Below are 26812 nucleotides of genomic sequence, written 5' to 3' on the forward strand. Positions count from 1 at the left end.
GAGATAGCTTTTGAGAATGACCCGTACGGGATTCGAACCCGTGTTACCGCCGTGAAAGGGCGGTGTCTTAACCGCTTGACCAACGGGCCAAAAAAATATGGTAGCGGCGGAGGGAGTCGAACCCACGACCTCACGGGTATGAACCGTACGCTCTAGCCAGCTGAGCTACACCGCCATATTTTTAACTCGTGCGTCTTAAGCACATTTTCTATAATACGGGCAGGTCAAATGAAAGTCAACGCTTTTTCTAAAAATAATTTTAAAAAAATAAAAGATGGAATGAACGACGTCATTCCATCTCTATTCTTATAAAGAACAGGTCAGCAAGTTATTGACGTTTTGCACCGCGTCCGCCACGTTTTGAATCCGTTTGACGTTTCAATGTAGCAAGACGATCTTCACTATCTTTCAGGAAACTAGACATCAGCGTATCGAACGATTGCTCTTTACGCGGTGGTGGTGTACCACGGCCGCCTTTATTGAAGCCTCCACGGTTACCGCCTCCACGTGGTCCTTTGTTATCGAACGAACGTGGTCCACGATCTTGTCCTGCTGGACGTGGTCCGCGGTCGAACTGACGTGCTGGACGTGGACGTTCGCCTTCCGGACGATCGACGGCTTTTTTGATGGAAAGACCAATCTTACCATCATTTTCAACACTTAAGACTTTAACGGTGATCTCTTGACCAACCGTCAATACATCATTGATGTCTTTAACGTAAGAATCTGCCACTTCACTGATGTGAACAAGACCAGTTTTCCCTGTTGGTAACTCGACGAACGCTCCGAAATTCGTGATGCCTGTTACTTTCCCTTGCACTTTGCTGCCTACTTCAATCGACATAAATTGTATTGCTCCTTTTTAGTTGATTCGTTTCTTATTATACGAGTGATTCATTCTTTTTTCAATCAATCGGCAACCTTCAATTAGTCTTCCGGTGAAAAGTAGAAGATCGTTTCCCCTTTTTTCGAATAGAGCAACTCGCTCCGGGCTAAGTTCGCTACATATTCTTTATCGTTCAGACGGGTGATCTCCTCTTTCAGTCGAGCCGTCTCTTTTTTCGCCTTTGTCTGTTCCTGTTGCGCTACTTGAAACGACTGCTTTTGTTCCGCAATCAATTGCCGTTTTTCCATATATGACCACCCCATGAGGGAAAAGATGAGCAAAAAGACGGTCAGACATAAGAAAAAGCGATTTTTGAGACGTCGGCGGTTTTCGATGGCATTCTGACTCAATTGCTTCTTACGGTCATTGAGCGGCTTGATTTTCGGCGTTTGACGCCCTGATTCGAGCGGTGTTGGCATATCATCCCTCCTCTTTCTGAGTGGTCATTGCTGACACTCTTTAGTATACTTCCTTTTTCCGGTAAATTACATCGATTCCTCGGAATTCACCTTTTCTTCACGGACAATCTCATACATGTCAGATGCTTCTTCTTTTTTCGCATGTTCTTTAATGCTTGAGACAGCAACCGTGACGATCTTGTTTCCGAACCGGATCGTCATCTCATCACCTGCTGCGACCGTACTGCTTGCTTTCGCAACCGTACCGTTAATCGTAATCCGACCTTGATCGGCCACTTCTTTTGCCAGCGTCCGTCGTTTGATCAGACGCGATACCTTTAAAAATTTATCAAGTCTCATGACTTTTCCTCCTGCTTCGCTTGGTGCCAGAGCAAATCTTGCTCTTCAAGCGTCATCTCAACGAGCGGCCGATCCGCTAGTTGCTCCATTCGCATAAAGCGACGGATGAATTTATCATTCGTCCGTTGCAGTCCCTCTTCTGCCGATAGACCGAGGTATTTTCCGACGAGCGTCATCGAAAACAGAACGTCTCCGAATTCACCAAGTCGTTCCTCTGGTGAGGCTTCTTGTAACTCCCGGATCTCTTCGGCAACTTTTCCAAGTGCCCCCTCGACGTCATTCCATTCAAAACCGACTTTCGCTACTTTCTTTTGAATGTCTTCAGCCCGCATCAAGGCAGGTGCTCCTTTCGTCACACCGTCAAGCAAGGAAGTCCGCTCTGGTTTTTCTTGCGCTTTGATGTCTTGCCAGTTCGAGACGACGTCGTCCGAAGAATTGACGGTCGTTTCCCCGAAGACATGCGGATGGCGTCGAATCATCTTATCACTGACGCTTCCGATGACGTCCCGGATATCAAAATAGCCTTCATCGAGACCGATTTGCGCATGAAGCATGACCTGTAAGAGGACATCCCCTAACTCTTCTATCATTAAGTTATCGTCCTGAAGGTCGATGGCTTCCAGTAATTCGTAAGATTCTTCGATTAAATGTCGTTTTAAGGATTCATGCGTCTGCTCCTGATCCCACGGACAACCACCTTCACCGCGTAATCGGGCGATGATTTCTTTTAATGTCGCAAAATCTCGATTTAACGTTTGCTCATCCGTGACAGGCGGAACATAGACCGTCGTCAAGTTACTGAGCGTCGTCACATGATCGAGTTCATACAATGGTACCTTTTGAACGGTTTGTTGGCTTGTACCAGCTGCCGTGACGAGTGTCACCAGATGTTCATCCGGATACCGTTCCATCAGCTGGACCTTTAAATCACCCGCGACGAGCGCATCATAGACTTGTCCGATCAGTAGATGTTGACGAATCTGTGCTTCATCGACAGCAAATGCCGTAGCATCAAGTAACTGGAATCCTTCAATCGGATCTACGCCGAGCGCTGCAAACATCGGATCGAGAAAACTTTGTCCCCCTACGATGTCGACCGCGTCCGTCCGCTCTAATAACTGTTGCACCGTACTCTCAGCAACTAGAGGATGCCCCGGTACGGCGTAGATGATGTCCGTCGTCTCGGCAAGTCGAAGTAACTCCTCGACGATTTCTGTGTACACATCCTCAAAGCGGCTATGTCGTTCATAAACCGAGTCAAATGATGTAAAGTTCATTCCCTCTGCAGCGAGTTCTGAAACGACCGGATGATCCATTGTCCGCAAATAGACGGGTTGTGTCGTATTTTTTAATAATCGATAGATGCCAAACGGCAATTGTTCCAGCTCGCCGACGCCAAGGCCGACGATTGTAATTCGGTGTGTCATATACTCCTCCTACGTTGATGTATCTGATACAGTTTATCTCCTAAGGGCAACAATGCCCATTCCTGCTTCGTTAACACATGGGTACGCAAAGCGATACTGCCATAAAGGACGGCACCCCCGATGACGAGAACACCGACTTCAAGCGTCGCACCGATCCGTGTTTCAAGATCGAACAGCTGAAAGAGTGTTTCGACCAGGTAAAGAAACACACCCATGGCGAGTACAGGTAAGACCAGTCGTCGGTAAAAAGCATTTCCCGCCGATACCCGACCGAATTTACGGTTCAATAACAACCACTGCGCTGCCGCCATGACGGCAAAACCGCCAAACGTCGCCATACCCGCCCCGATCATACCATATCGCGGGATGAAATAGAGGTTCAGCGCGAGCTTTGTCCCTAGTCCGACAAGAACACCAACAAGTGCGTATTTTTCAGCATCGACCGATTGCAAACAGGAGACGATCATCATCGCAATCGAAGCAGCGAACGCTGTCGCGGCAAGCCAAATCAGTCCTGTCGTTCCTTGGTCGTTTTGATATAGCGCAACGTTGAGCGGACGCATCACACCCATTAATCCGACCGTCGCCGCAGCAGCAATCAGTAATCCTGAACGCAGGAGCGTTTCAAGCTGTTGGCGCATCAACGCCTTCTCACGCTTCCGGTACGCAGTCGAAAGCGATGGCACACTCGCTAGACTCATCGACGTCGCAAATAAAATCGCGAATTGAAGTAACGGATACCCACGGTCGAGGACCCCTTTTTCGATTTTTGTCTCCGTCGTGTTGCCAAGCAGATTGACGAATGTCAACCCATCAATCAATTGCATCAGTAGCAAGGCAAGTGACGCGATACTGACCGCCACTCCGCTCGTGACGAGGACCTTACCGACCCGACGGACGTGAACGCTTGAAAATACCGGACGACCGATCTTTCCTTTGGCAAACCGTAACAGGACGAGTAACGAGACGATACTGCCGCCGATTGCTGTCAAATGAGCACTGGCTCCAATCCAATACGGGTCTGCTTGCATCGAGACGCCGATATAGGTCACGAGTAACAGCAGTCCGACACGGACGGCATTTTCTGATACTTGCGATACAGCCGTCGGTCGCATCTCAAGATCCGCCTGAAACATTCCTCTTAACACGGCAATCACTGGTAACAAATAAAACGTACACGTGACGGCTCGCAAAGGAACGACGAGTTTGTCATCCCCAAACCATCCGGCAAGTGTCGGGGCGATCCACCAACCGAGCAGACCAAAGAAGACTGTCATGCCGAGTAAGACGTAAAAGATCGACCAAAGGACTTCTCGCTTCTCGTCCGGGTGGTGAAGGGTCAACTTCGCCACGATGACGGGCAGCGCGTAAATCCCTAGCGCTGCCGCGATCGCAAATAACGGGTAGACGGTCTGGTAGACATACAGACCAAAATCACCTGCAAGGTTCTGATACGGAATCCGGTAAAAGAAACTGAGCAGTTTCGAGATATAACTAGAGATGGCAAGTAGTGCCGCACCTTGTGCAATCGTCCGTTTATTCATCGTGCGACGAGCCGGCGATCAAGCTCTGCGAGCAACTGCTCTGCCTGCATCGTCATCTGTTGCGTCGACTGTTTGTTCCGGTTGAGGGTCAAGACGAGTTTTTGGTCTTGTTGTCCCATTCCTAAACCACGTCCAAGCGGAACGGTCCATTTGACGAAATCGGCTACATCCAGCTGCTGTGTCGCTTGGAGCGACAGGACGATCTCGATTTTCGGATCGGTTTGTTTGACACGTTCGATCCGCGCCCGTTCGGCAAGAATCCGCATCCGTGTCAACTGAATCAAACGGGCGACCTCATCCGGGAATTCACCGAAGCGTTCGAGCATTTCCGTTTCGAGTTGTTCGAGACTGTCGACGGTATCGACATATTTCAAACGTTTATAGAACTCGATTTTCAGCTCGGAGTCCGTCATGTAGTGCGATGGAATATAGGCATCGAGGCTGAACGTGAACTCAGGTACGAATTTCTCGACTCGTTTTTTACCTTTCATCCGTTCTTTCCGTTCCTCGACTGCTTCTGCGAGCATCTGTGAATAGAGATCGAAACCAACGGAATCGATGAAGCCAGATTGTTGCGAACCGAGTAAGTTCCCGGCACCACGAATCGATAAGTCACGCATGGCGATTTTAAAGCCACTTCCAAGCTCCGTGAATTCCTTGATCGCCTGCAGACGACTTTCCGCCACTTCCGTCAAACGTTTTTGCGGACGGTACGTAAAGTACGAATAAGCGACACGACTGGAGCGCCCGACACGACCGCGCAATTGATACAGTTGCGATAAGCCCATTTGATCGGCGTCATGAACGATCAGCGTATTGACGTTCGGGATATCAATCCCTGTCTCAATGATCGTCGTACTGACGAGGACGTCGGCATCTCCTTCGAAGAAGGCGATCAGCTGACTTTCGAGTTCCGTTTCCGTCATCCGACCGTGCGCCGTGACGATCCTCGCTTCCGGTACGAGCGCGCGAATCTCTTCTGCCTTTCGCTCAATGCCTTCGACCCGGTTATAGAGGAAGAACGCTTGTCCACCGCGTCCGAGTTCCCGCTCGAGCGCTTCCCGCATGACGATTCCGTCGTATTCCATGACATACGTCTGGACCGGGTATCGGTTTTCCGGCGGTGTCTCAAGGACCGAAAGATCGCGGATTCCGATCATCGACATGTGCAATGTCCGCGGAATCGGTGTTGCCGTCAACGTCAAGACGTCGACGTTCGTCTTCAACTGTTTCAGGCGTTCCTTGTGTTTGACACCGAACCGTTGCTCCTCATCGATGATCAACAATCCGATATCAGCGAACTGGACGTCTTTCGACAACACACGATGCGTTCCGACGACGACATCGATCGTTCCCTCTTTTAGTCCTTGTTTTGTCGCCTTTAATTCTGCCGGTGAACGGAACCTGCTCATGACCGATACTCGAATCGGCCATTCACTGAATCGCTCAAGCATCGTTTCATAATGCTGTTGCGCAAGGACGGTCGTCGGTACGAGCAACGCGACTTGTTTTCCAGACATGACTGCTTTAAACGCCGCTCGAATCGCCACTTCTGTTTTTCCGTACCCGACGTCGCCACACAAGAGACGATCCATCGGGCGCGGACGTTCCATGTCTTTTTTAATCTCGGCGATCGACCGCAACTGATCGACCGTCTCCTCGTACGGGAACGAAGCCTCGAACGCCTGCATGTTATCATCGTCCTCTGGGAACGCAAAACCGACAGCTGCTTCACGAGCCGCATAGAGCTTGATTAACTCATCCGCGATATCCTCGACCGATTTCTGGACCTTCGCTTTGACCTTTTTCCATTCTGTCCCACCGAGTTTATAGATTTTTGGCTCTTTTCCTTCCGCCCCGACGTACTTTTGGATCAAGTCGATCTGGTCGACAGGAACATACAACGAGTCCTCTCCCGCGTAAACGAGATGGAGATAATCCTGATGATTGCCGGCAACATCAATCGTCTTGATGCCATGGTACCGACCGATCCCGTGATGGATATGGACGACGTAATCACCGGTTTTTAGTTCCTGGTAGCTTTTGATCCGTTCAGCGTTCGTCAATTTCGTCGTCTGCTTCCGGCGGCGCGCCGGTTGTTTGAAGACTTCCTCTTCCGTGATGACGACGAGACGTGCATTCGTCATCTCGAATCCACCATGGATTCCCCCAATTAGGATTGCCGGTTGACCACGGGTGATGCCTTCTTTTGTTACGATCGAGGCTTCCACCCCATAATCGGATAACGTTTGGCGCATCCGCTCGGCACGTTCCCTGTTACTCGCTAAGAAGACCATCCACATGTCAGCGCGACGATATCGGTCGACTTCTTGCTTTAGGCGCTCCATCTGACCGTGGAACGGCGCAATCGGTTTGATATTGAAGTGGATCGCTGCACTCTCCGGTACCCCACTGCGGCGTGTCGGTAGTAGCGAGAGGTACAACAACGGTTGTCCTTCAAAGACATGTGCCATCGGAACCGACAGGACATAATCACTGACGCTTTGTCCGCGTTCAATGAGCGACGCCATCCATTCCGCCTCCTCCGCATCCTGGACTTCCGCCGCTTCTTCAACCCGCGCGACTTCATCAACGATCAAGACACTGCCCGTCACGTCTTGACGTAACGTCGACGTATAGAGAACCGGTGCATACTTCGCGAATTGTTTCGGTTGATCACCGTTTTCTAGCAATTCGACGTCGTAAGCGATCCCTTCTTCGAGTGCCGCAAGGACTTCCGTACTTTGGACGCGCTCTTTTGTCGCCTCATAGAGACGGCGGACTTTTTCACCCGCGTCCTTCAACTGATCCTTCGTCGCGAAGTGCTCCGCTGCTGGCATCAAACATGCTTCTGCGACGACACCGAGCGAGCGTTGGGTCTCCGCATCGAATGTATAGATTGAATCGACTTCCTCATCAAATAGGTCGAGCCGGTACGGACGTTCGACCGTCAGCGGATAGATATCGATGATACTTCCGCGCACAGCAAATTCACCTGGTGTCGTCACGGTCGCTGTCCGTTCATATCCCGCATCGACTAAATCCTGGACGAAGTCCGGGATCGACAAGATATCGCCTGGTTTGACCTGTTTGACGTGTGACAGGAACGTCTGTGCATCCGGAACATAGCGCCGTAAACCGACGAGCGGAATGATCAGGATCCCGTCGTCCGTCGTCAGTAGACGATGGCGGGTCTCGATCCGCGTTGCCCGCAATTCTGGACTCGCCCCGTAAGAAAGTTCCGCTGCTAACGTCTCGTCGACCGGATAGAGCATGACATCTTCTTCCGGTACGAGTTCAATCAAATCATCATACAGTTTTTGCGCTTGGAACATATTATGCGTCACGAGCACGAATCGACGTTTTGTCTCCTGATAAATCCCGGCGACAAACAGTGCTTTTCCGCTATTCATCAAACCGGTGATCAACTGTGCATTGACACCATCTCGGAAGCGTTCCCGAACCGTCTTGATTTCAGGAATCGCTAGTAAGAGTTCTTGTAATTGTTTCATCTTCTTCCTCCTAAAACACGACAGCAAAAACGCTTTGGAACCCCAAAGCGTTGCGTTCAGTTATACCGATTCATCAAAGCGAGAAACGGTGTGTCTATGAAGTCCGTCGCTACATCGACAGACGCATTGAGTACATGTTGCAGGCTTCCTTGTTCCGCCTTTGAAAAATTCATCAACACCCAGTCGATGACTTGGATCGGTGCCGGTGGTCGACCGACGCCGAGTTTGAGACGTTTGATTTCCTGTGTCCCGAGGTGCTGGATCAACGACTTGACGCCATTATGACCGCCTGCACTGCCTTTCGAACGTAAACGTAGTTTCTCAAGCGGCAGATCTAAATCATCATAGATGACGAGCATATCTTCGACCGCAATCTTATAGAAATCAAGTAACGGTCGCACCGCTTCACCTGATATGTTCATATACGTCAATGGCTTCACGAGCACGACACGTTCTCCGTTTATCATTCCCGTTCCGAAGAGGGCTTTAAACTTCGATTCTGAGAGTGCGATCCCGTGCTTCTCCGCTAAGGCATCGATCGCAAGAAAACCGATGTTGTGGCGCGTATTCGCATACTTCGCTCCGGGATTCCCTAATCCGACGATACATTTCATATCGATTCCTCATTTCTGTTTAAAAAAGTAAACGAACAAGGGTCCGATTTCAATAAACCGGACCACGTCGTTCGTATGCATCAAGCAATCAGCTGAAGAGCGGGCTGATTGATTTCTGTTCGTGTACACGGATGATTGCTTCTGCAAGCAAGCGTGCCACAGAGATTTGTTTGATTTTGCTTGCACATTCGCGTTGTGTCAAATCGATCGTGTTCAAGACGACGAGTTCTTCGATCGCTGAGTTCTCGATCCGTTCCATTGCTGGACCTGAAAGAACAGGGTGTGTACAACATGCATAGACTTGTTTCGCTCCGTTTTCGATCAAAGCGTTCGCTGCAAGTGTGATCGTACCCGCTGTATCGATGATGTCATCGATGATGATGGCGATTTTGCCATCGACCTGACCAACGATGTTCATGACTTCTGCGACGTTCGGTTTCGGACGGCGTTTGTCGATGATCGCGATTGGTGCTTTTAATTGTTCTGCTAATTTACGTGCCCGTGTGACACCGCCATGGTCTGGAGAAACGATGACGAGTTCGTTTGGATCGATGTTCTTTTTCTCGAAGTATGACGCGAGAAGCGGTACACCCATCAACTGATCTACTGGAATATCGAAGAACCCTTGGATTTGTGCTGCATGGAGATCCATCGTCACGACGCGTGTCGCCCCTGCTACTTCAAGCAAGTTCGCTACGAGTTTCGCCGTGATCGGCTCACGTGAACGTGCTTTGCGGTCTTGACGCGCATACCCATAATACGGAATGACGACGTTGATTGTCCGTGCAGACGCCCGTTTCAGTGCATCGATCATGATGAGAAGTTCCATCAGGTTTTCGTTGACTGGTTGGCTTGTCGATTGAATGATGTAAATATCATCCCCGCGGACACTTTCTTCGATGTTCATCGAAATTTCGCCATCACTGAAGTGTTTGACTGAACTTTCGCTGACCGGGATTCCGATGACTTTAGCGATTTCCTCTGCCAGTGGTTTGTTCGAGTTGAGTGCGAAAATACGAATTTCATGTTCTAAGACAGTAGACATGTGTAGGTGGCCTCCATTTGTTTGGGTTTAGACGAGTAGAGCGACAAGTAATGAATTAACGATAATCGGGTTTCGTCGTTTGACGTTCCCGTGCGATCGCGAGACCGTTTTCCGGCACATCATCCGTGACGGTTGATCCGGCAGCAACAAGGGCATTCTTGCCGACCGTGACCGGTGCGATCAAGTTGACGTTACAGCCGATGAAGGCATCGTCTTCAATGATCGTCTGGAATTTATTTTTCCCATCGTAATTGACCGTGATTGATCCGCAACCGAGATTGACGTTGTCGCCGATCGTTGCATCTCCGATATAGCTCAAGTGCGCTGATTTGCTACCTTCGCCAAATGTCGATTTTTTGACCTCAACGAAGTTTCCGACGCGTGTGTTCGCACCGAGGACTGCTTGTTGACGTAAATGTGCGAATGGACCGACTTGTGCCGCTGGACCAATCTTGCTGTCCGTGACGACCGATTGACGAACGATTGCGCCATCTGCCACTTCACTGTTGCGGATATCCGAGTTCGGACCAATCGTACATTCTGAACCGATGACGGTGTGACCGAGTAATTGCGTACCCGGATAAAGAACAGTATCTGAACCGATCATGACGTCCGGTCCGATATACGTCGAAGACGGATCAACGAACGTGACACCTTGACGCATCCAGTACTCATTCGTACGCTTGCGCATCGATGTTTCCGCTTGTGCAAGTGCGACGCGGTCATTGACACCGATCGTCTCTTCAAACGTAGGTGCCGCATACGCTGCAATCGTCTCGCCCGCTGCTTTTGCAATCTCGATCACATCTGGTAAGTAATACTCACCTTGCGCGTTATCGTTCTTGACCTGCTTCAGCGTCGCGAACAACATCTCGTTATCGAATACATACGTCCCGGTATTGATTTCCCGAAGTGCGAGCTCTTCTGCATTTGCATCCTTATGCTCGACGATTTTCGAGACGTTTCCGTCTTCGCCACGCACGATTCGTCCGTAACCTGTCGGATCGTCAGCAAGTGCCGTCAAGACAGTCACTTTTGCGTTTGTCTCCGCATGATGTTGTAACAATGAAGCGAGTGTGTCACTCGTCAAGAGTGGTGTATCGCCACAGACGACGAGTGTTGCTCCCTGTTCGTTCCCGAGTACGGGTTCTGCCATTTGAACAGCATGTCCTGTGCCAAGCTGCTCACTTTGAAGTGCGTATTCCACCGATGTGCCAAGCACTTCTTTGACGGATTCCGCACCGTGACCGACGATGACGACCTGTCGCTTGACGCCGAGCGTCGCTAATTGATCGACGACGTGTTGTACCATAGGTTTCCCAGCGACTGGGTGAAGTACTTTGTAAAGCTTCGATTTCATCCGAGTTCCTTTACCCGCTGCTAGAATTACCGCGAAATGATTCATCCTTGTCGCTCCTCCACGTAAATTAGTGTTGATTTCGTTCTGAAATAGTACACTCGTTCCAACTATAACGAAAATGACCCCGTTATTCAATGATAGGACGACGAGGAATCGAGGAAAAAACGAGAAAAAGACAGCTTTTCCCAAGAAGAGAAAAGCTGTCTTTTTTCTTATGCTTGATCCGTCGTTTGGACAGAAGAGACTTCGTAACCGACGCCTTCTTCTTGATCCTCACGTGCCGCATAGGCTTCGAGTACTGAATCTTCGACCTTTTTTCGCATTAATGCATTGATTGGATGAGCGACATCCCGGAAGATACCTTCTTGCGTTCGTTTGCTTGGCATGGCGACGAAGAGACCACTGTTCCCTTCGATGACACGCAAATCATGTACCACGAATTCGTGGTCGAGCGTAATAGAGGCAAGTGCTTTCATTCGACCCTCTGCCACGACGCGACGAATTTTAACGTCCGTAACGTTCATTTTGTCCGCACTCCTTTAACCGTTGTCACAACTCTTCGTTGTCTACTTCTACTTACGGCTTAAAACAAACAAAGGTTTAGTCTTTCCCAATCTTTTTACGCATAATTTCCAAAAGTTTGATAATTACAGTATAGTTACAATCCATGCGGCTGTCAATTTCAGGTAGTCTCGCCCTCTGAGAAATAATGGTCGACATTTCCGCGCTTGACTTGGATTTGACCAAGATCGACATCGACGTCCGCTAGTTTCATTAAACTAACGTACTCATTGACCATCTTCTTCTCGGCACCTTCTGCCTCGATCAAGACACCAACGCCTGCGACTTTTGCTTCAAACTCGCTCAAGAGACTCATCATTCCGCGAATCGTTCCCCCGGCTTTCATGAAGTCATCAATCAGTAGGACGTTTGCTCCGCGTGGCAGACTGCGACGCGCCAGTGCCATCGTCCGGATCGCTTTTGAAGAACCCGAGACGTAGTTGATACTGACCGTTGATCCTTCCGTAACGCGACTATCCGAACGGACGATGACGAACGGTACACCGAGTTGCTCAGCGACCGCATAAGCAAGCGGAATCCCCTTCGTCGCGATCGTCATGACGACATCGACCTTCTTCTGACTGAAGACAGACGCAAATACTTGTCCCATCTGTTTGACCATCTTCGGATCCCCGAGTAAATCCGTCAAATAGAGATAGCCACCAGGCAACAATCGATCGGGACGTGCAACACGTTCACATAAATCATCAATGAACGGTAACGCCTTTTTACTGCTCCACGTCGGGATGAACATGACGCCACCTGCTGCCCCTGGTACCGTGACAAGACGCCCCGTTCCTTCATGTTCTAGCATCTCACTGACGATATCTAAATCTTCACTGATCGACGATTTCGCCGATTTGTAGCGTTCTGCGAAAATCGTCAATGAGACGAGATGATGGGGATGGTCCAGCAAGTACCGTGTCATGTCGACCAACCGACCACTTCTCCGAATTTTCATTTGTATTGTTCCACCTCTCCGTAATTCCGAATATTCAATAGTGAATATATCATTTTCATACGGATATTATCAATGGTTTTCGCCTAAAAGACGAACGACGTAGACTTCGTTACAAAAGCCGCGTAATCCATTATAGAGGCGATGTGCCCGGTTTTCGTGCTCCGTCAACGCAAAGACCGTCGGACCGCTGCCGCTCATCAAAACACCTTCTGCACCACAACTTGCCATGAATTCCTTGATCTGCTCGACTTCCGGGTGCATCGGTAACGTGACCGATTCGAGAACGTTACCGAGTGACTGACAGATTGCTTGGAAATCTTGTTCTTTCACGGCATCGATCATCGCTTCGACGTTCGGACGTTTTGCCGTGTTCAGGTCAAGCGCACCGTAGACATCCGCCGTCGAAACACCGATCGTCGGTTTGGCAAGGACAACCCAGCATGGGGGTGGTGAGACGAGTTTTTCGAGCTTTTCACCACGACCTGTTGCGATCGCCGTTCCACCCATGACACAAAACGGGACATCGGAGCCAACCACCGCGCCGACTTCCGCCAACTCTTCAAGCGTCAAACCGAGTTGCCATAACTCGTTCAAACCGCGTAACGTCGCTGCCGCGTCACTGGAACCACCAGCGAGTCCCGCTGCGACCGGGATGTGTTTCTCTAAGAAGATTTCGACCCCTGTCTTGACGTCATATTTTTCTTTTAAAATCGCTGCTGCTTTATATGCAAGATTGCGTTCGTCGTTCGGAACGTAAGCATGCTGGGCGTTCATCCGAATTTCTCCTGACGGGAGCTCCGTCAATTCCAAACGGTCTGCCAAATCGACTGTCGTCATCACCATATGTACATCGTGATAGCCGTCCGGGCGCTTTGCCGTCGCATCCAGGACTAGGTTGATCTTGGCCGGAGCCTTTACAATAATCGTCATCGTGCCGTTCCTCCTCTAGTTCGTTTCCTGTAGGAATTGTATCAACCTTTCCACAAAAAAAGAAGCGAACATTTTGTCCGCTTCGGAAGGTAAGTTTACGAATTCGCAAATTCGATTTGTACGGAGTCTGTTAGCACGTCGGCGTAGCTATAAGAAACTCGCTCGACATTGTGGCGCTCTGCGTCTAGCTTGACTACAAACACCGAAGGATACGTCTCAACGAGCGTTCCGATTCGGGTTACGACCTTTTTACGACCGCCGCTTGCTTTTAGCGTCAGTCTTTCACCAACATGTGTTTCGAAAACATGTCTGATTTCGTTCAACGTCTTTGGCATACGCTTCACCTCACTAATATTTATTATAGCATATTAAATAAATATTAGAAAGGGAAAATATTATATCTGTTCTGACCGCATCCGTCAACGGTTTTTAATCGGCAAAAGTGCATCTGCTAGCTGTGCGAATTCCTGCAGGCTGAGCGTTTCTCCGCGACGACGTGGTTCGATTCCGGCGTCTAGCAATGCTGCTTCGACCGCCGCCTTTTCCGTTTTTCCGAAGTGCGTCGTCAAGTTGTTCAAAATCGTTTTCCGACGTTGGGCAAAGCTTGCCCGGACGACTTCGAAGAAGAGGGCCTCATCCTGCGTCTGTACCGCCGGCTCTTTTCGAATGTTCAACCGGATGACAGCCGAGTCGACATTTGGTGCCGGAATGAAGACTTGTTTCGGAACCGTAAAGCAGACTTCGGCTTCCGCATAGTACTGGATTGCGATTGATAGTGAACCGTACGCCTTTGTTCCTGGTTTTGCCCCGATCCGTTCAGCGACCTCCTTTTGAATCATCATGACGAGCGTCCGAAACGGTGCTTTCGCTTCAAGGATTCGCATGATGATTGGTGTCGTGACGTAATACGGCAGGTTCGCGACGACTGCGATGTCGGTAATCCCTTCTTGCGTGAACTCCTCAGCAACGATCGTCGAAAGATCAAGTTCCAGGGCATCACCATGAATGACCTTCGTATGCGGATACGGCGAAAGCGTATCGTCAAGAATCGGTAACAATCGCTGATCGATCTCGAGAGCGACGACTTTTTTTACCTGTTTCGCTGATTGTTCCGTCAGTGAGCCGATTCCCGGTCCGATTTCGAGTACACCGCTCTCAGGTGTTAATCCAGCCGCCCCGACAATGTTTCCTAATACATTTAAATCGATTAAAAAGTTTTGTCCTAACGATTTTTTAAACGAAAAGCCATGTTTCGCTAAAATTTCTTTCGTCCGGTGCAATGTAGCAATGTCTTTCAAACTTCTTCCTCCTCTAATTGTTTCAAAGCCGCTTCCCACTCTGCCCGTGTGATCCGGATTGACGCGACGCGCTTCACGAGTTGTTTTGCATTCGGTTCACCGATTGCTAGAATCTGACCTAATCGACGTCGACGGATCGAGGCTGCCGGTCCACCGATCAAGTCAGCCGCTAGGATCATCTCTCGCGTCACTTCGGCAACCGGTGCTTCTTCCGTCTCATAGACAGCAGCGAGCGCCTCTTCGATCGCAGCTGGTGCGGCATGTTCAACACCGATTTTCCCGCGCTTATCCTTCGCTTGGGCGCGGGGAAGATAGGCATGTTTACAGCCCGGCACACGTTCATTGATCCGCGCACGAATCCGATCTCCCGGAAAATCAGGATCCGTGAAAATAATGACACCGCGCCGTTCAAGGGCCTTCTCAATCCGTTGCATCGTTTGTTCATTAACGGCTGAGCCGTTCGTTTCAATTGTATCGACATCAAAGACTTCTTGTAATCGTGTCGTATCATCCCGTCCTTCGACGACGATGACTTCTTTTAAGCGTTTCCGCATGATCTCTCCACCTTCTTCAAACACTCTCGTAATTGTACCTGTTTCCACGAAAAAAACAAGGAAGCGTCACGTGTCCGCTTCCGTTGCACTAGGAATGACCCAGACTTGCAGTTGTTTTCGACCGAACGTCTTCGCTTTTTGTTCTCCGTCGACTAAAAGATCGATCTTATTGCCTTTGATGGCGCCGCCTGTATCGAGGGCGATCGCAAGACCCACTCCTTCGACGTAAACCTTCGTTCCGAGCGGAATGACTTTTGGATCCACTGCGATGATCGGCAATCCTTGATAGGTGATCGTGTCGGTCACGTCATATCCGGTCGCCGTCAAGGCGCGACCGTTATACAAACGACTGCCGTTTGAAGCCGGATCGTTCGTATACGCCGTCGCTTCGACCATCAAGCTCTTCGCACTCGAAAAATCAAGATCCGCATCGGCCTTTGGTGTTTCAGCTAGTGGATTCGTCGCCTGTTCTTCGTTAAAAACAGGGGTTTCGACAGGCGTTTCGACGGGTTTTGTCCCTACTTTGACGACTTGTTTGATTGGCGTCCGTGTCACTTGATCACCAATCAGTTTTTTCTCTTTGCTGAGACCGTCAGCGAGCGTCAACTGATACTTTTTCGTTCGGACACCCGGACGACCTGATGTCGTCACCAGTTGTTCGCCTTCCGGTAAAGTCGGATCCTCGACTTCTTCGATTTCAAACGGAACGAGCTGCTCCTGTGTCAGTGTCGCCCGACGTGTCGTGTTGACTGTGATCATGGTACCTTCCGTCACACGGGTGTCGGGATCCGGTGCAACTCGGTCTTCCTTTTGGAGCCGAACGCCTTCCCGCGCTAACAATTCCCGGACTGACGTCTCATACGTGTAGATTTGTCGTGCTTTTCCACCGACGACGAGATCAACGGGAAACGCTTCCCGGTACCGAACTGTCATACCGTTCGTTAAGACAGCGTCAGAGGACGGATAGATATCATCGGTGTCCGCTTTCTTGATGCCACGTTCCGCAAGCAAGTCCTTTACCTGACGCGCCTGCGTCCGAACACGACGGGACTCACCGTATCCCATGATCAATGTGATTTCCTTCGCCCGTTGAATGACGATTAACCGTTTTTTCGGTAAATCGGCACTAAGAGCCGGTTCAATCACATCATTGTCACGTGTCGTGATCCCTGCTTCTTCGAGCACACCATAGACGGAATCAGCCGTCGTTTTGACCTGCTGTTCCCGTCCATCAATCAAGACGGTCACGGTTTGCGGATGATCCATCATCCCGTAGACGAGTGCAGCAGCAAGCAACAGACTGCACCCGATCGTAATGAACGAAAGTGCACGCATCATGGCAGACGGAAGACCCGTTTCGCATTGGCCGTCGTTGCGGCTTCGACGTCGGCATACATCATGCCGCGGAGCTGGGCGATCTCTTCAGCGACGAACCGGACATAGGCCGGTTCATTACGTTTTCCACGGTGTGGTGTCGGCGTCAGATACGGACAATCCGTTTCGACGAGCAGACGGTCGAGTGGCACTTCCTGGGCGACACGCTTTGGCATTTTCGCATTTTTGAATGTGACGGGACCACCGAGTGAAATATAGAAATTCATCGCCAGGCAACGCGGCAATAATTCGGCACTCATGCTGTAGCTGTGCAGGATTCCCCCGACTTCTTGTGCATCCTCTTCTTCAAGGATCCGTAACGTATCCTCCGTCGCTTCCCGGTTATGGATGACAATCGGCTTCTTCTTCTGCTTCGCAAGGCGGATCTGTTTCCGGAAAGCTTCCTGTTGCACGTCCTTCGGTGACGTATCCCAGTGGTAGTCGAGACCGATTTCTCCGAGGGCGACGACTTTTTCGTGGTCCATCAACCGCTCGACCTTTTGATAGGCTTCCTCATCAAAATCAATCGAGTCGACGGGATGCCACCCGATGACGGCATAGAGATCGTCATACGCTTCGACGAGTTCCATGGCGCGATCAATCGTCTTATGATCGAATCCGACGACGATCATCGGTGAAACACCGTTCGCGCGTGCCCGCTCAATCGTTTCATGGACATCGTCCGCAAATTGGTCTGCATTCAAATGAGTGTGTGTATCGATTAACATATTGATTCGACTCCTTCTTTAAAAAAATGCCTGTGACATGAAGTCCACAGGCATCGGTTTTATTTTACGCTTGCGCCGTTCGCCATCGTTGACGGGACCGTCGCCAGTTCAAGTTTTCCTGCCTTTTCAGCAGCAAGGACCATTCCTTGTGAGAGTTCGCCACGTAATGTGACCGGTTTTAAGTTCGCTACGACGATGACCTTGCGACCGACTAAATCTTCCGGCTCATACCACTGTGCGATACCCGAGACGATTTGACGTGTTTCTTTGCCCATATCGACTTGTAACTTCAATAGTTTTTTCGCCTTCTTGATTTTTTCAGCCGTCACGACTTCACCGACACGGAGTTCGATTTGATCAAAGACATCGATCGTCGTTTCCGGACGAATGTCTTCGTCTTCTTCTTCAACTTCCTCTTCCTCGACACGCGCAGCAGAAGCTTGACGCATCATGTCGACGATCGCTTCGACTTCTTCTTTGACGTCGAGGCGCGGGAAGATCGGTGTCGCTGTACCGACTTTTGTTCCCGGTGTGATATCTGCGAACTTCTCGAGCGCCGCCCAGTCCATCGCTTGTCCGGAGAGGCCGAGTTGCGCAAAGATCTCTTTTGGTGAACGTGTCATGAACGGTTGCAGCATGATTGCGACGTGGCGCAGGACACCGACGAGGTGCACCATGACCGAACCGAGTTCGACCGTTTTGCTTTCGTCTTTTGCAAGCACCCACGGTTGTGTCTCATCAATGTATTTATTGGCACGACTGATCAATTGCCAAATGTGCGACAGCACGACAGAGAATTCCATATGTTCCATCGATGCTTCGACTTTCGTGACCGTTTCTTTCGCAAGATCCGAGAGCGTCGCATCAAACGGTGTCACGTTGCCTGTATAAGCAGGGATCTCACCGTCAAAGTATTTCGTGACCATCGCAATTGTCCGGTTGAGTAAGTTCCCGAGGTCGTTCGCTAAATCGTAGTTCATCCGCTCAACGAAGGCTTCTGGTGTGAACATACCGTCCGAACCGAATGGTACTTCCCGTAACAGGTAATAACGAAGGGCATCAAGACCGTAACGATCCGTCAATGGAATCGGATCGACGACGTTCCCTTTTGATTTCGACATTTTTCCGTCCTTCATTAACAACCAACCGTGCGCGAAGACTTTCTTCGGCAACGGGAGGTCAAGCGCCATCAAGAGTGCCGGCCAGATGATCGTGTGGAAACGAACGATTTCTTTTCCGACGAGATGGACATCTGCTGGCCAGTACTTATCGAAGTTACCGTGATCGTCCGTCCCGTAACCGAGTGACGAGATGTAGTTCGTCAACGCATCGATCCAGACGTAGACGACGTGTTTCGGATTCGACGGGACTTGTACACCCCAGTTGAATGTCGTCCGTGAGACCGCTAAGTCTTGCAGACCTGGTTTAATGAAGTTATTGATCATCTCGTGTTTACGTGATTCTGGCAAGATGAATGACGGATTCGCTTCAAAGTACTCAAGTAGACGGTCCGCGTACTTGCTGATCCGGAAGAAGTAACATTCTTCGCGCACGAGTTCGACCGGGTGTCCACTGTCAGGGCTTTTCCCGTCGACGAGTTGTGATTCCGTGTAGTATGTCTCATCCGGAATCGAATACCAACCTTCATATTCACCAAGGTAGATATCACCTGATTCGAGGAGTGTCTCGAATACTTTTTCGACGACTTTCTTGTGACGTGGTTCTGTCGTCCGGATATAATCGTCGTACGAGATGTCGAGACGATCCCATAAGACTTTAATCTGCTCGACGACACCGTCGACGAATGCCTGTTCCGAGATCCCGGCTTCCGCTGCTTTTTCCTGGATCTTTTGACCGTGCTCATCGCTACCTGTCAAATATCGGACGTCAAATCCTTGAAGTCGTTTGTACCGTGCCATCGCATCTCCAGCCACCGTCGTGTACGCGTGACCGATATGTAGTTTTGCACTTGGATAATAAATCGGGGTCGTGATATAAAATGTCTTTGCCATGTTATTCCTCCGTTCTCTGATTTCCTTCTTCATTATAGGCTATTATACGCTGTTACGGGGCTGATGTCGAAACTCGCTTTTTGTCGAATCGAAACATTTTTTGACATCGGACATCAAATTACAAAAAAACACACTCTATAGTTTGATTTCCTTAAAAAAGGGAAAATGTATTAATAAATCGTTTCAAATATGGGGTTTTTGAGAAATAAATGACATTTTGATTTCAAGGTAATCAGATTGGTTGACTACTTTTGGAAAGTCTAGTATTCTACATTCTATAGAAACGATGTCGAATTTTGACGATTTTTCAAAAGAAAAAGAGACCCATGACATCAAAGGAGGAACAACAAAATGAAATCAACAGGTATTGTACGTAAAGTAGATGAGCTCGGTCGTGTCGTTATTCCAATCGAATTACGCCGCACACTTCAAATCGCAGAAAAGGATGCACTCGAGATCTATGTCGATAACGAACAGATCATCCTTAAAAAATATAAACCAAACATGACTTGCCAAGTCACAGGTGAAGTATCAGAAGATAACTTCAAATTAGCGGATGGCAAATTGATTCTTTCACCAGACGGCGCACAGCGCGTTCTCGTTGAATTAAAAGATTTCCTCGATCGCCACTACGCTAGCAACGAATAACAAGGAAGGAAGCTCCTAACGGGGCTTCCTTTTTTTAGTCTGCTTCATGAAACGCGAGGTACAATTCCTGCCGATCCAGTCCGCGTTCTTTTGCGACACGCTTCAACGCCGCATTCGGCTTTTCGCCTTCTTCGATATACCGGCGGATTTGCTCGAGCGGATCACTGTCTTGGATGACCGTGTCCGGTCGTTCTTCGTTTGATCCTTCGACAAGGACGACGAACTCGCCCCGAACGTCTTCTGCTGCCCAAGCGCGTAGTTCACTGACAGTGCCACGAATGTATTCTTCATACCGTTTCGTGAGTTCCCGGGCTAATGTCACGTGGCGATTGCCGAGTACCTCTTCGATTCCTTGCAGCATCTCTTTCAATCGATGCGGTGCTTCATAAAAAACGAGTGTTCCTATTTCATATTTCAGGTGTTCCAGCGCTTCGCGGCGCTCTTTTTTCTTCCGTGGCAAAAAGCCGTAATACAAAAAGCGTTCCGTCGATAATCCGGACGCGACAAGAGCGGTCAACGCAGCATTTGCCCCCGGCAGCACGATCACAGGAATATCTGCTGCGATCGCTTGACGAATCAAATCACTTCCCGGATCCGAGATACCCGGCATACCGGCATCGGAAACGAGAGCGACTTGTTTTCCTGACTGCAAGTCAGCGAGCAATCGTTCGCCGCTCGTTTGTTTATTGTGTTCGTGGTAACTGACGAGTTTCGTCTCAATCGAAAAATGCCGAAATAGTTTCATCGTCTGCCGGGTATCTTCCGCTGCAACGATATCGGATTCCTGTAAAATCCGGACGGCCCGGTACGTCATGTCTTCTAGATTACCGATCGGTGTCGGGACGATATAAAGACCGGCTCCTGGTTGTTGATAGCTACTCGTCGCTTTCATGAAGTTCCTCCTTGAATCAGCCGTTCCTTTTGTGAACGGGTTAATTGTTTAATCGCATACTCCCGCTTCATCGCTTCCGACTTCGTTGCAAAGACTTCCTGATGAACGAGGACGACCGGTAGACGGGCGCGGGTATACTTCGCACCCTTACCTGCGTTATGTGTCGCGATGCGTTGCGTGACGTCTACCGCGTAACCCGTATAATACGTATCATCTTGGCAACGGACGATATAGACCGCATGCTCAGACATCGAATAATTCCTTCATCTGCGTCGCGTACGCATTATCCGCTTCATAGACGATGAAGGGGGGAAGCACCTTCAGTCCCGGTTTTGCGTCCTTGATCCCTTCGATTAACAACATGTTTGCTTCTTTCCCTGCTTTTGGATAAATCAACTGCATCCGCTTCGGTTCTAGACGATACGTCCGCATCAAGGTAACGATATCAAGCAATCGTTCCGGACGATGAACGAACGCTGCTTTTCCGCCTTGTTTTAATAAATCCGCAGCACCACGAATACAGTCTTCAAGCGTACAGAGAACTTCGTGTCTTGCAATCGTATAGTGTTCACTCTGATTTTGATTCGATGTCTCGTTGGCTAAAAAATAAGGCGGGTTACACGTAACCGCATCATAGATCCCGTATCCGAGACACGCTCCCGCCTCTTTGACGTCGCCTTCGATCATCTCAATCTGGTCGTTCAGTTCATTCAAGTCGATGCTACGACGTGCCATCTCCGCCAGTCGCGGTTGAATTTCAAGACCTGTGATCTGTCCTTTCGTCCGGTAGGATAAAAAGAGTGGAATGGCACCGTTTCCCGAACAGAGATCGGCAATCCGTCCCTGCTGAATCGGGACCCAGGCAAACCGTGCGAGCAGTGCCGCATCGAGTGAATAGGAAAAGACGGACGGACTTTGAATGATTTTCCCCTCTTGTCCTAAGAGATAATCGAGTCGCTCGTCTGGTAATAGTTCAAACATGTGATGCCTTCCTTTCCGAAAAAAAGACTGACTCATGTAGAAGTCAGCCTCTCAATGTTTCGTTAACATGGATAAGCAGAAAAGACAATCGCCGTCTTTTCGTACTTGTCCATAATGCAAGTTACAGATGTGGAATCCTTCCTGGTACAAGCGTCCGAGATTATCATAGCCTGCGCCGACGCCCGCTTCCGCTGCTTCCGCTTCCGTGACCGGCTGTTGTTCATCGCGTTCGACTTTTTCCCGAAGATGATGATTCTCCAGATACAGGTGTTGGTTCTCTTCCATCATGTAAGCCAGCTGATCTTTTAACACGCTCAGATGCTCAGTCAGCAAATGAATCTGTTGCTCAATCGCATCGACACGCGTAATGATTTCTTTTTTATCGACTCTCTCCACGCGTATGCACCCCGTTATTCTTTTGGTCGTTTTGATTTTACGGCACCGACGGACAATAATTCTTCCATCGAATACGTCAAGACGCGGGAACGATCCTTCAGTTCGATTTGAACGACTTGATCGAGGATGTTCAAGCCAACGACGCGTCCTTCGCCTTCAGGTACCGTTAATCGTTTTCCGTAATCCGGCAAGTCACGGCGCATCTCTTCATACGTATCGTTCTCATATTTCAGACAGCACATCAAACGACCACATACCCCTGAAATCTTCGTCGGATTCAATGAGAGATTTTGATCTTTTGCCATCTTGATCGAGACCGGTTCGAACTCACCGAGAAAAGACGAACAACATAAGACACGACCACATGGACCGATGCCTCCCAGTAACTTTGCTTCATCCCGAACACCGATTTGACGGAGTTCGATGCGCGTCCGGAAGACAGCTGCTAAATCTTTGACGAGCTCACGGAAGTCAACACGTCCTTCTGCCGTGAAGTAGAAAATGACCTTATTGCGGTCAAACGTGTACTCGACATCGACCAATTTCATATCGAGTTTATGTTCACGAATTTTTTCGACACATACCGCATGCGCATCCAGCGCTGCGACTTTATTTTCGCGGACGATCATTGCATCCTTATCGTCAGCAATCCGAAGAATGGATTTCAGTGGCAACACCACATCTTCTTCGTCCATTTGTTTATCGGCGATGACCACTTCGCCATATTCAATGCCCCGTACCGTCTCAACGATGACTGCTTGTCCTCGTGATAATGACTCTTGTCCAGGTGCAAAATAATAAATTTTGCCCGCTTCTTTAAAGCGAACGCCTACTACTTCTAGCATGTCGCTCTACCCTTTCTGTAAGTCAAACATGAGACGCTCAACTGTTAATTGGGGATTAACATTCGCTTCGACCCGTCGGACTGCGGCAAGCACAGCTTGTAACCAGCGGGTGATCGTCGTCTGGCTCTTGGACCCCATCTGTTCAAGTTGGGGTTTACTATTCGTATAGGTCATCCCTTCCCACGCCGGATTCAGTTTCAGGCGTAAGACATCCTCGAAGAAACAAGTGACGAGTTCAAGACCGATTCGGACATCCTGACGGTTCTTGAATTGCCCCATCCATTTCTCTTGTACGAACAGCGGTAAATCAGCCGGACGATTCGCTAATTCCTCCATCAATTGTAACACTGACGCTCGCGCATTTACAAACCAGTCTTCGAGTAATGCTTCTTCCGCATCCTCGACTTTTGGATAGACACGCGCTGCCAGTTGTGTCAACTCGTGGTCCCGTCCCGTTTTTTCAGACAGGACAGCTCCGATCATTTGACGATCCGCCGGACGAAAACTTAATAACTGTCCCCGCGACCGAATCGTCGGTAGGAGGAGCTGGGGTTGGTTCGTCAGTAATAAAGCCACTTTCCCTTCCCCTGGCTCCTCAAAGAACTTCAGCAGGCTGTTCGCTGCCTGAGGTGTCATCTTATGGGACTGGGTAATGACATAAATTTGACGATCGCCTTCGAGTCCCCGCAGTGAGAGGTCATGCATCAATTGCTGAATCTGCTCTTTTTTGATGGTTGCGCCATCTGGTTCGATTTCATAATAATCGACCAGGTTGCCACTTTCCATCCGCCGACAGCTACGACAGACACCACACGGTTCTACATCGACCGGTGCTTCACAAAAAAGGCTCTTTGCGAACAAGTGAGCCGCTTCAAGTAGAAGCGGCTCATAATCTCCGGTGAAGATATAAGCGTGATTGATTCGGTCGTTACGCAACGAATTTTGAAGAATCGTCGAAATGACCGATTGTGTCTGTTCTAGTTCATGAAACGTCTGCATTAGAATTGGTGAAACCCTTCGATTGGTAAGACGAAGACCGTCGCTCCACCGACTTGGACTTCAACAGGATACGGGATATAAGAATCCGCATGCCCACCCATGGGTGAAATCGGGGATACCATCTGTTCACGACTCGAACAATTCTTTTTAATCAATCGTAAGAGATCATCAAGGCGCTCACTTTGAACACCAATCATGAACGTCGTATTCCCTTCTTTTAGGAAACCACCTGTCGTTGCCAGTTTTGTCGCTCGGAAGTCATGCTCGACAAGTGCTTCCGCCAAACGTAGGCTATCTTTATCTTGAACAATCGTAATGACCATTTTCATGAGAATCTCTCCCTTTCTTTTAAATACGTCATGACATCTTCCACTAAATCGGTGTGAATGTCTTCAATCGATCGATTGGCTTGCACGATTTGTACTCGTTCCGAGTCAGTCGCAGCAATCTGTTGAAAGCCTTCATAGACACGAGCACGAAACGCATCATCTCGTTGCTCGATTCGATCAAGTGCTCCCCGGTCCATCATTCGTTTTTTAGAATCCGTTACCGTTAAATCAAATAAATACGTCCGGTCTGGCGCTAATCCGCCTGTTGCAGAATCATTGATTTGACGCACGAGATCAATCGGATGCCCGAGACCATATCCTTGATAGGCAAGTGATGCATCCACGAATCGGTCACATAAGACGATCGTTCCTGCCTCTAACGCCGGTCGAATCAATTCCTCGACATGTTGGGCACGAGACGCTGCATACAATAGAATTTCTGTCATCTCTGTCATCTCTTCAAAAACAGGGTTCAGAATCAACGAACGGACTTCGTTTCCGACGCGTGTGCCTCCCGGTTCTCGTGTCGTGATGACGTTATAACCCTTTTCTTTTAACACATCACTAAGCAATTGTAGTTGTGTCGTTTTACCGGCACCATCTGGTCCTTCGACAGTAATGAACGTACCTTTCATGCTTCAAACCCTTCCTCTATGACGCGTAACGCTCCGTGTTGCAATTGTTCGCCCCCTTGCAAGTGAACGGTTACGGTTTGATAATGTCGCAAGCGTAGTATCTGTTCCGCCGTAATGCGCTCACCTCTGACGATCAACGGGATGCCTGGCGGGTACGGAATAATCGTTTCGAGTGAAACACGACCGATACACTCATCCAGACGACGGAACATACCTGTTGCTTGTTCTAACTGTTCATAAGAACAAGCTAAAGCAGATACCTGTATTTTACCCATAATTGGTTGCTCGATATACCTTTTCGAGGGAATTCCTTCTGATTTCATTATTTGAATGGCTCGTTCGACACGATGGACCCAGTCATCCTGCTCAGACTTAGTCAGCAGACGAAGCGGTAAAATACAGACGACGTGATCTCCTAGAGCAAATTCCGCATCGAGCTGAACCGCTCGTAATGCTTTCAACAATGCGTCTCCTGCATATCCTTCGTACGTTAACGTCATCCGTGACCAATCGTCAAAACGAAGGACAGTCACATGATCAACGCGTTGAAGTGTTTCGACGAACGCATCGTGACTAGCCCGAATATCTGACATACCTTTAACTGTCCACTGTTCGCGATAGGAACGGGCATAGTCTAATGAAGCCAGTAGTAAATACGAAGGACTCGATGTTTGAAACGCTTGCAGTGCCCGTTGTAACTTCCTTCTCATCTTTTCCGAAAATCGCTCATGCATCCATGCGCCCATTGTCAGTGCAGGTAGTGTTTTATGTGCCGACTGGACAACTGCTGTCGCTCCTAATTCAAAGGCAGAGTGCACACCAAATGCTTCACCAAAGTGAGCGCCATGTGCTTCATCGACTAGCAAAGGAATGCCGTACGACTGTGTCACCTCAATCAACGACGCGATATCAGCTGCTTCGCCGTAATAGGTTGGTGATGTCACAAACACACCAACTCCTCCCGGGTATTTCGTAAACGCTTCCTTTAATGTTTCACGTGAAACATGCCCACTGATTCCGGTTTCTTCATGGATCTCCGGTTCAAGGAAAACCGGTTCAATGCCTAACCATTCCAATGCATTAAACACGGATTTGTGCGAATTACGCTGTACATAAACGCGTTCTCCTCTTGCTGCTGTAGCTGCAAGCATCGCCCAATTTCCGACGGTTGAGCCATTGACGAGAAAATGACTCGCTTGTGCATCATACACCTGCCGCAATAAGGCAATCGCGTCAGCAATAGCTTCTTCTGGGTGATGAAAATCATCGAGTCCCGGCAATTCTGTAACATCCCACTTAAAAAAGTCTGGCAGAGATGTCAGTGTGCCATTTTTATGTCCGGGAACATGCCATGAGATCGGCGTTCGATTTAAGTGACGTTGAAGTGCATGTACAATAGGAAGTTCGTGTTTCATGAAAACACTCCTTTTTTCATCTAAAATGATTACACAAAAAGACCGACCTGCAATCTGCAGATCGGTCAAGTGCCTGGCAACGTCCTATCCTCACAGGGGGAAGCCCCC

Annotated in this window: 28 protein-coding genes and 2 tRNA genes; 1 reads left to right on the forward strand and 29 read right to left on the reverse strand. The window is 49.2% G+C overall.

What is annotated here, in order from left to right; genetic code table 11:
• Positions 1 to 17 precede the first annotated feature (17 nt).
• From ACRPK8_RS14455 to metG, 20 genes are all read right to left on the reverse strand, one after another.
• Positions 18 to 89 (reverse strand) — tRNA-Glu (locus tag ACRPK8_RS14455).
• A 9-nt stretch (positions 90 to 98) separates the two neighbouring features.
• A tRNA-Met gene (locus tag ACRPK8_RS14460) sits at positions 99 to 175 on the reverse strand.
• Positions 176 to 328: 153 nt separating this feature from the next.
• Positions 329 to 844, reverse strand: coding sequence for a S1 domain-containing RNA-binding protein (locus ACRPK8_RS14465; RefSeq protein ID WP_023466558.1), 516 nt, complete (start codon positions 842 to 844; stop codon positions 329 to 331).
• Positions 845 to 927: 83 nt separating this feature from the next.
• Entirely contained in the window at positions 928 to 1305 is a 378-nt protein-coding gene (locus ACRPK8_RS14470; protein WP_432238788.1) for an FtsB family cell division protein, read from the reverse strand.
• Between the two features lie 66 nt (positions 1306 to 1371).
• Entirely contained in the window at positions 1372 to 1644 is a 273-nt protein-coding gene (locus ACRPK8_RS14475) for an RNA-binding S4 domain-containing protein (protein WP_432238789.1), read from the reverse strand.
• The gene (gene mazG, locus ACRPK8_RS14480) at positions 1641 to 3071 is read right to left on the reverse strand and encodes a nucleoside triphosphate pyrophosphohydrolase (RefSeq protein WP_432238790.1); all 1431 of its coding nucleotides are present in this window, start codon (positions 3069 to 3071) and stop codon (positions 1641 to 1643) included. The genes ACRPK8_RS14475 and mazG overlap by 4 nt, the downstream gene beginning before the upstream one ends.
• On the reverse strand, positions 3068 to 4615 hold the full coding sequence (locus ACRPK8_RS14485; protein ID WP_432238791.1) for a putative polysaccharide biosynthesis protein: 1548 nt from the start codon (positions 4613 to 4615) through the stop codon (positions 3068 to 3070). The genes mazG and ACRPK8_RS14485 overlap by 4 nt, the downstream gene beginning before the upstream one ends.
• Positions 4612 to 8127 carry a transcription-repair coupling factor gene (gene mfd, locus ACRPK8_RS14490; RefSeq protein ID WP_432238792.1) on the reverse strand — a complete coding sequence of 1172 codons (3516 nt, stop codon included), beginning with the start codon at positions 8125 to 8127 and terminating at the stop codon, positions 4612 to 4614. Before mfd ends, ACRPK8_RS14485 begins: the two co-directional genes overlap by 4 nt.
• Before the next feature lie 56 nt (positions 8128 to 8183).
• Positions 8184 to 8741: an aminoacyl-tRNA hydrolase gene (gene pth, locus ACRPK8_RS14495; RefSeq protein ID WP_432238793.1), complete on the reverse strand. Its 558-nt coding sequence runs from the start codon at positions 8739 to 8741 to the stop codon at positions 8184 to 8186.
• A gap of 88 nt (positions 8742 to 8829) precedes the next feature.
• Complete coding sequence (locus ACRPK8_RS14500) at positions 8830 to 9786, reverse strand: ribose-phosphate diphosphokinase (RefSeq protein ID WP_012368955.1); 957 nt, start codon at positions 9784 to 9786, stop codon at positions 8830 to 8832.
• Between the two features lie 55 nt (positions 9787 to 9841).
• On the reverse strand, positions 9842 to 11191 hold the full coding sequence (glmU, locus tag ACRPK8_RS14505; RefSeq protein ID WP_432238794.1) for a bifunctional UDP-N-acetylglucosamine diphosphorylase/glucosamine-1-phosphate N-acetyltransferase GlmU: 1350 nt from the start codon (positions 11189 to 11191) through the stop codon (positions 9842 to 9844).
• 167 nt (positions 11192 to 11358) lie between these two features.
• Positions 11359 to 11670: a septation regulator SpoVG gene (spoVG, locus tag ACRPK8_RS14510; protein ID WP_238238362.1), complete on the reverse strand. Its 312-nt coding sequence runs from the start codon at positions 11668 to 11670 to the stop codon at positions 11359 to 11361.
• 158 nt (positions 11671 to 11828) lie between these two features.
• Positions 11829 to 12668 (reverse strand): pur operon repressor, encoded by an 840-nt coding sequence (gene purR / locus ACRPK8_RS14515; protein WP_432238795.1) that lies wholly within the window; start codon positions 12666 to 12668, stop codon positions 11829 to 11831.
• A gap of 69 nt (positions 12669 to 12737) precedes the next feature.
• The gene (ispE, locus tag ACRPK8_RS14520; protein WP_432238796.1) at positions 12738 to 13598 is read right to left on the reverse strand and encodes a 4-(cytidine 5'-diphospho)-2-C-methyl-D-erythritol kinase; all 861 of its coding nucleotides are present in this window, start codon (positions 13596 to 13598) and stop codon (positions 12738 to 12740) included.
• 95 nt (positions 13599 to 13693) lie between these two features.
• The gene (locus ACRPK8_RS14525) at positions 13694 to 13933 is read right to left on the reverse strand and encodes a Veg family protein (RefSeq protein ID WP_012368950.1); all 240 of its coding nucleotides are present in this window, start codon (positions 13931 to 13933) and stop codon (positions 13694 to 13696) included.
• A gap of 84 nt (positions 13934 to 14017) precedes the next feature.
• Entirely contained in the window at positions 14018 to 14896 is an 879-nt protein-coding gene (gene rsmA / locus ACRPK8_RS14530) for a 16S rRNA (adenine(1518)-N(6)/adenine(1519)-N(6))-dimethyltransferase RsmA (RefSeq protein ID WP_432238797.1), read from the reverse strand.
• Positions 14893 to 15450 (reverse strand): ribonuclease M5, encoded by a 558-nt coding sequence (rnmV, locus tag ACRPK8_RS14535; RefSeq protein WP_432238798.1) that lies wholly within the window; start codon positions 15448 to 15450, stop codon positions 14893 to 14895. Before rnmV ends, rsmA begins: the two co-directional genes overlap by 4 nt.
• 66 nt (positions 15451 to 15516) lie before the next feature.
• Complete coding sequence (locus ACRPK8_RS14540) at positions 15517 to 16788, reverse strand: ubiquitin-like domain-containing protein (protein WP_432238799.1); 1272 nt, start codon at positions 16786 to 16788, stop codon at positions 15517 to 15519.
• On the reverse strand, positions 16785 to 17552 hold the full coding sequence (locus ACRPK8_RS14545) for a TatD family hydrolase (RefSeq protein WP_432238800.1): 768 nt from the start codon (positions 17550 to 17552) through the stop codon (positions 16785 to 16787). The genes ACRPK8_RS14540 and ACRPK8_RS14545 overlap by 4 nt, the downstream gene beginning before the upstream one ends.
• Positions 17553 to 17611: 59 nt before the next feature.
• Positions 17612 to 19597: a methionine--tRNA ligase gene (gene metG, locus ACRPK8_RS14550; RefSeq protein WP_432238801.1), complete on the reverse strand. Its 1986-nt coding sequence runs from the start codon at positions 19595 to 19597 to the stop codon at positions 17612 to 17614.
• A gap of 318 nt (positions 19598 to 19915) precedes the next feature.
• Between metG and ACRPK8_RS14555 the strand changes: the two genes are divergently transcribed.
• On the forward strand, positions 19916 to 20212 hold the full coding sequence (locus tag ACRPK8_RS14555) for an AbrB/MazE/SpoVT family DNA-binding domain-containing protein (protein WP_023466531.1): 297 nt from the start codon (positions 19916 to 19918) through the stop codon (positions 20210 to 20212).
• Positions 20213 to 20246: 34 nt separating this feature from the next.
• Here ACRPK8_RS14555 and rsmI read toward each other — a convergent pair whose 3' ends face one another.
• From rsmI to ACRPK8_RS14600, 9 genes are read right to left on the reverse strand one after another with little or no spacing between them, the layout of a single operon-like run.
• A complete protein-coding gene (rsmI, locus tag ACRPK8_RS14560) occupies positions 20247 to 21104 on the reverse strand; it encodes a 16S rRNA (cytidine(1402)-2'-O)-methyltransferase (protein ID WP_432238802.1) in 858 nt (285 codons plus the stop codon).
• Positions 21101 to 21355, reverse strand: coding sequence for a GIY-YIG nuclease family protein (locus ACRPK8_RS14565; RefSeq protein ID WP_023466528.1), 255 nt, complete (start codon positions 21353 to 21355; stop codon positions 21101 to 21103). Before ACRPK8_RS14565 ends, rsmI begins: the two co-directional genes overlap by 4 nt.
• Positions 21348 to 22085 (reverse strand): tRNA1(Val) (adenine(37)-N6)-methyltransferase, encoded by a 738-nt coding sequence (locus tag ACRPK8_RS14570; protein ID WP_432238803.1) that lies wholly within the window; start codon positions 22083 to 22085, stop codon positions 21348 to 21350. The genes ACRPK8_RS14565 and ACRPK8_RS14570 overlap by 8 nt, the downstream gene beginning before the upstream one ends.
• Before the next feature lie 51 nt (positions 22086 to 22136).
• Entirely contained in the window at positions 22137 to 22487 is a 351-nt protein-coding gene (gene yabA / locus ACRPK8_RS14575) for a DNA replication initiation control protein YabA (protein WP_432238808.1), read from the reverse strand.
• 8 nt (positions 22488 to 22495) lie between these two features.
• Positions 22496 to 23326 carry a PSP1 domain-containing protein gene (locus ACRPK8_RS14580; RefSeq protein WP_432238804.1) on the reverse strand — a complete coding sequence of 277 codons (831 nt, stop codon included), beginning with the start codon at positions 23324 to 23326 and terminating at the stop codon, positions 22496 to 22498.
• A gap of 6 nt (positions 23327 to 23332) precedes the next feature.
• A complete protein-coding gene (locus ACRPK8_RS14585; RefSeq protein ID WP_053454578.1) occupies positions 23333 to 24325 on the reverse strand; it encodes a DNA polymerase in 993 nt (330 codons plus the stop codon).
• Positions 24325 to 24654 carry a cyclic-di-AMP receptor gene (locus ACRPK8_RS14590; protein ID WP_023466519.1) on the reverse strand — a complete coding sequence of 110 codons (330 nt, stop codon included), beginning with the start codon at positions 24652 to 24654 and terminating at the stop codon, positions 24325 to 24327. The genes ACRPK8_RS14585 and ACRPK8_RS14590 overlap by 1 nt, the downstream gene beginning before the upstream one ends.
• Complete coding sequence (gene tmk, locus ACRPK8_RS14595) at positions 24651 to 25289, reverse strand: dTMP kinase (protein WP_432238805.1); 639 nt, start codon at positions 25287 to 25289, stop codon at positions 24651 to 24653. The genes ACRPK8_RS14590 and tmk overlap by 4 nt, the downstream gene beginning before the upstream one ends.
• Entirely contained in the window at positions 25286 to 26704 is a 1419-nt protein-coding gene (locus ACRPK8_RS14600) for an aminotransferase class I/II-fold pyridoxal phosphate-dependent enzyme (protein ID WP_432238806.1), read from the reverse strand. Before ACRPK8_RS14600 ends, tmk begins: the two co-directional genes overlap by 4 nt.
• Positions 26705 to 26812: the final 108 nt, after the last annotated feature.

Source organism: Exiguobacterium sp. TDN 0502 (assembly GCF_050846835.1).
Classification (GTDB): Bacteria; Bacillota; Bacilli; order Exiguobacteriales; family Exiguobacteriaceae; genus Exiguobacterium_A.

Excerpts from the sequence above, each read along its gene's own strand:
- ACRPK8_RS14465 (WP_023466558.1), bottom strand. The coding sequence starts at position 844 with ATGTCGATTGAAGTAGGCAGCAAAGTGCAAGGGAAAGTAACAGGCATC.
- ACRPK8_RS14470 (WP_432238788.1), bottom strand. The coding sequence starts at position 1,305 with ATGCCAACACCGCTCGAATCAGGGCGTCAAACGCCGAAAATCAAGCCG.
- ACRPK8_RS14475 (WP_432238789.1), bottom strand. The coding sequence starts at position 1,644 with ATGAGACTTGATAAATTTTTAAAGGTATCGCGTCTGATCAAACGACGG.
- mazG (WP_432238790.1), bottom strand. The coding sequence starts at position 3,071 with ATGACACACCGAATTACAATCGTCGGCCTTGGCGTCGGCGAGCTGGAA.
- ACRPK8_RS14485 (WP_432238791.1), bottom strand. The coding sequence starts at position 4,615 with ATGAATAAACGGACGATTGCACAAGGTGCGGCACTACTTGCCATCTCT.
- mfd (WP_432238792.1), bottom strand. The coding sequence starts at position 8,127 with ATGAAACAATTACAAGAACTCTTACTAGCGATTCCTGAAATCAAGACG.
- pth (WP_432238793.1), bottom strand. The coding sequence starts at position 8,741 with ATGAAATGTATCGTCGGATTAGGGAATCCCGGAGCGAAGTATGCGAAT.
- ACRPK8_RS14500 (WP_012368955.1), bottom strand. The coding sequence starts at position 9,786 with ATGTCTACTGTCTTAGAACATGAAATTCGTATTTTCGCACTCAACTCG.
- glmU (WP_432238794.1), bottom strand. The coding sequence starts at position 11,191 with ATGAATCATTTCGCGGTAATTCTAGCAGCGGGTAAAGGAACTCGGATG.
- spoVG (WP_238238362.1), bottom strand. The coding sequence starts at position 11,670 with ATGAACGTTACGGACGTTAAAATTCGTCGCGTCGTGGCAGAGGGTCGA.
- purR (WP_432238795.1), bottom strand. The coding sequence starts at position 12,668 with ATGAAAATTCGGAGAAGTGGTCGGTTGGTCGACATGACACGGTACTTG.
- ispE (WP_432238796.1), bottom strand. The coding sequence starts at position 13,598 with ATGACGATTATTGTAAAGGCTCCGGCCAAGATCAACCTAGTCCTGGAT.
- ACRPK8_RS14525 (WP_012368950.1), bottom strand. The coding sequence starts at position 13,933 with ATGCCAAAGACGTTGAACGAAATCAGACATGTTTTCGAAACACATGTT.
- rnmV (WP_432238798.1), bottom strand. The coding sequence starts at position 15,450 with ATGCGGAAACGCTTAAAAGAAGTCATCGTCGTCGAAGGACGGGATGAT.
- ACRPK8_RS14540 (WP_432238799.1), bottom strand. The coding sequence starts at position 16,788 with ATGATGCGTGCACTTTCGTTCATTACGATCGGGTGCAGTCTGTTGCTT.
- ACRPK8_RS14545 (WP_432238800.1), bottom strand. The coding sequence starts at position 17,552 with ATGTTAATCGATACACACACTCATTTGAATGCAGACCAATTTGCGGAC.
- metG (WP_432238801.1), bottom strand. The coding sequence starts at position 19,597 with ATGAAGAAGGAAATCAGAGAACGGAGGAATAACATGGCAAAGACATTT.
- ACRPK8_RS14555 (WP_023466531.1), top strand. The coding sequence starts at position 19,916 with ATGAAATCAACAGGTATTGTACGTAAAGTAGATGAGCTCGGTCGTGTC.
- rsmI (WP_432238802.1), bottom strand. The coding sequence starts at position 21,104 with ATGAAAGCGACGAGTAGCTATCAACAACCAGGAGCCGGTCTTTATATC.
- ACRPK8_RS14565 (WP_023466528.1), bottom strand. The coding sequence starts at position 21,355 with ATGTCTGAGCATGCGGTCTATATCGTCCGTTGCCAAGATGATACGTAT.
- ACRPK8_RS14570 (WP_432238803.1), bottom strand. The coding sequence starts at position 22,085 with ATGTTTGAACTATTACCAGACGAGCGACTCGATTATCTCTTAGGACAA.
- ACRPK8_RS14580 (WP_432238804.1), bottom strand. The coding sequence starts at position 23,326 with ATGCTAGAAGTAGTAGGCGTTCGCTTTAAAGAAGCGGGCAAAATTTAT.
- ACRPK8_RS14585 (WP_053454578.1), bottom strand. The coding sequence starts at position 24,325 with ATGCAGACGTTTCATGAACTAGAACAGACACAATCGGTCATTTCGACG.
- ACRPK8_RS14590 (WP_023466519.1), bottom strand. The coding sequence starts at position 24,654 with ATGAAAATGGTCATTACGATTGTTCAAGATAAAGATAGCCTACGTTTG.
- tmk (WP_432238805.1), bottom strand. The coding sequence starts at position 25,289 with ATGAAAGGTACGTTCATTACTGTCGAAGGACCAGATGGTGCCGGTAAA.
- ACRPK8_RS14600 (WP_432238806.1), bottom strand. The coding sequence starts at position 26,704 with ATGAAACACGAACTTCCTATTGTACATGCACTTCAACGTCACTTAAAT.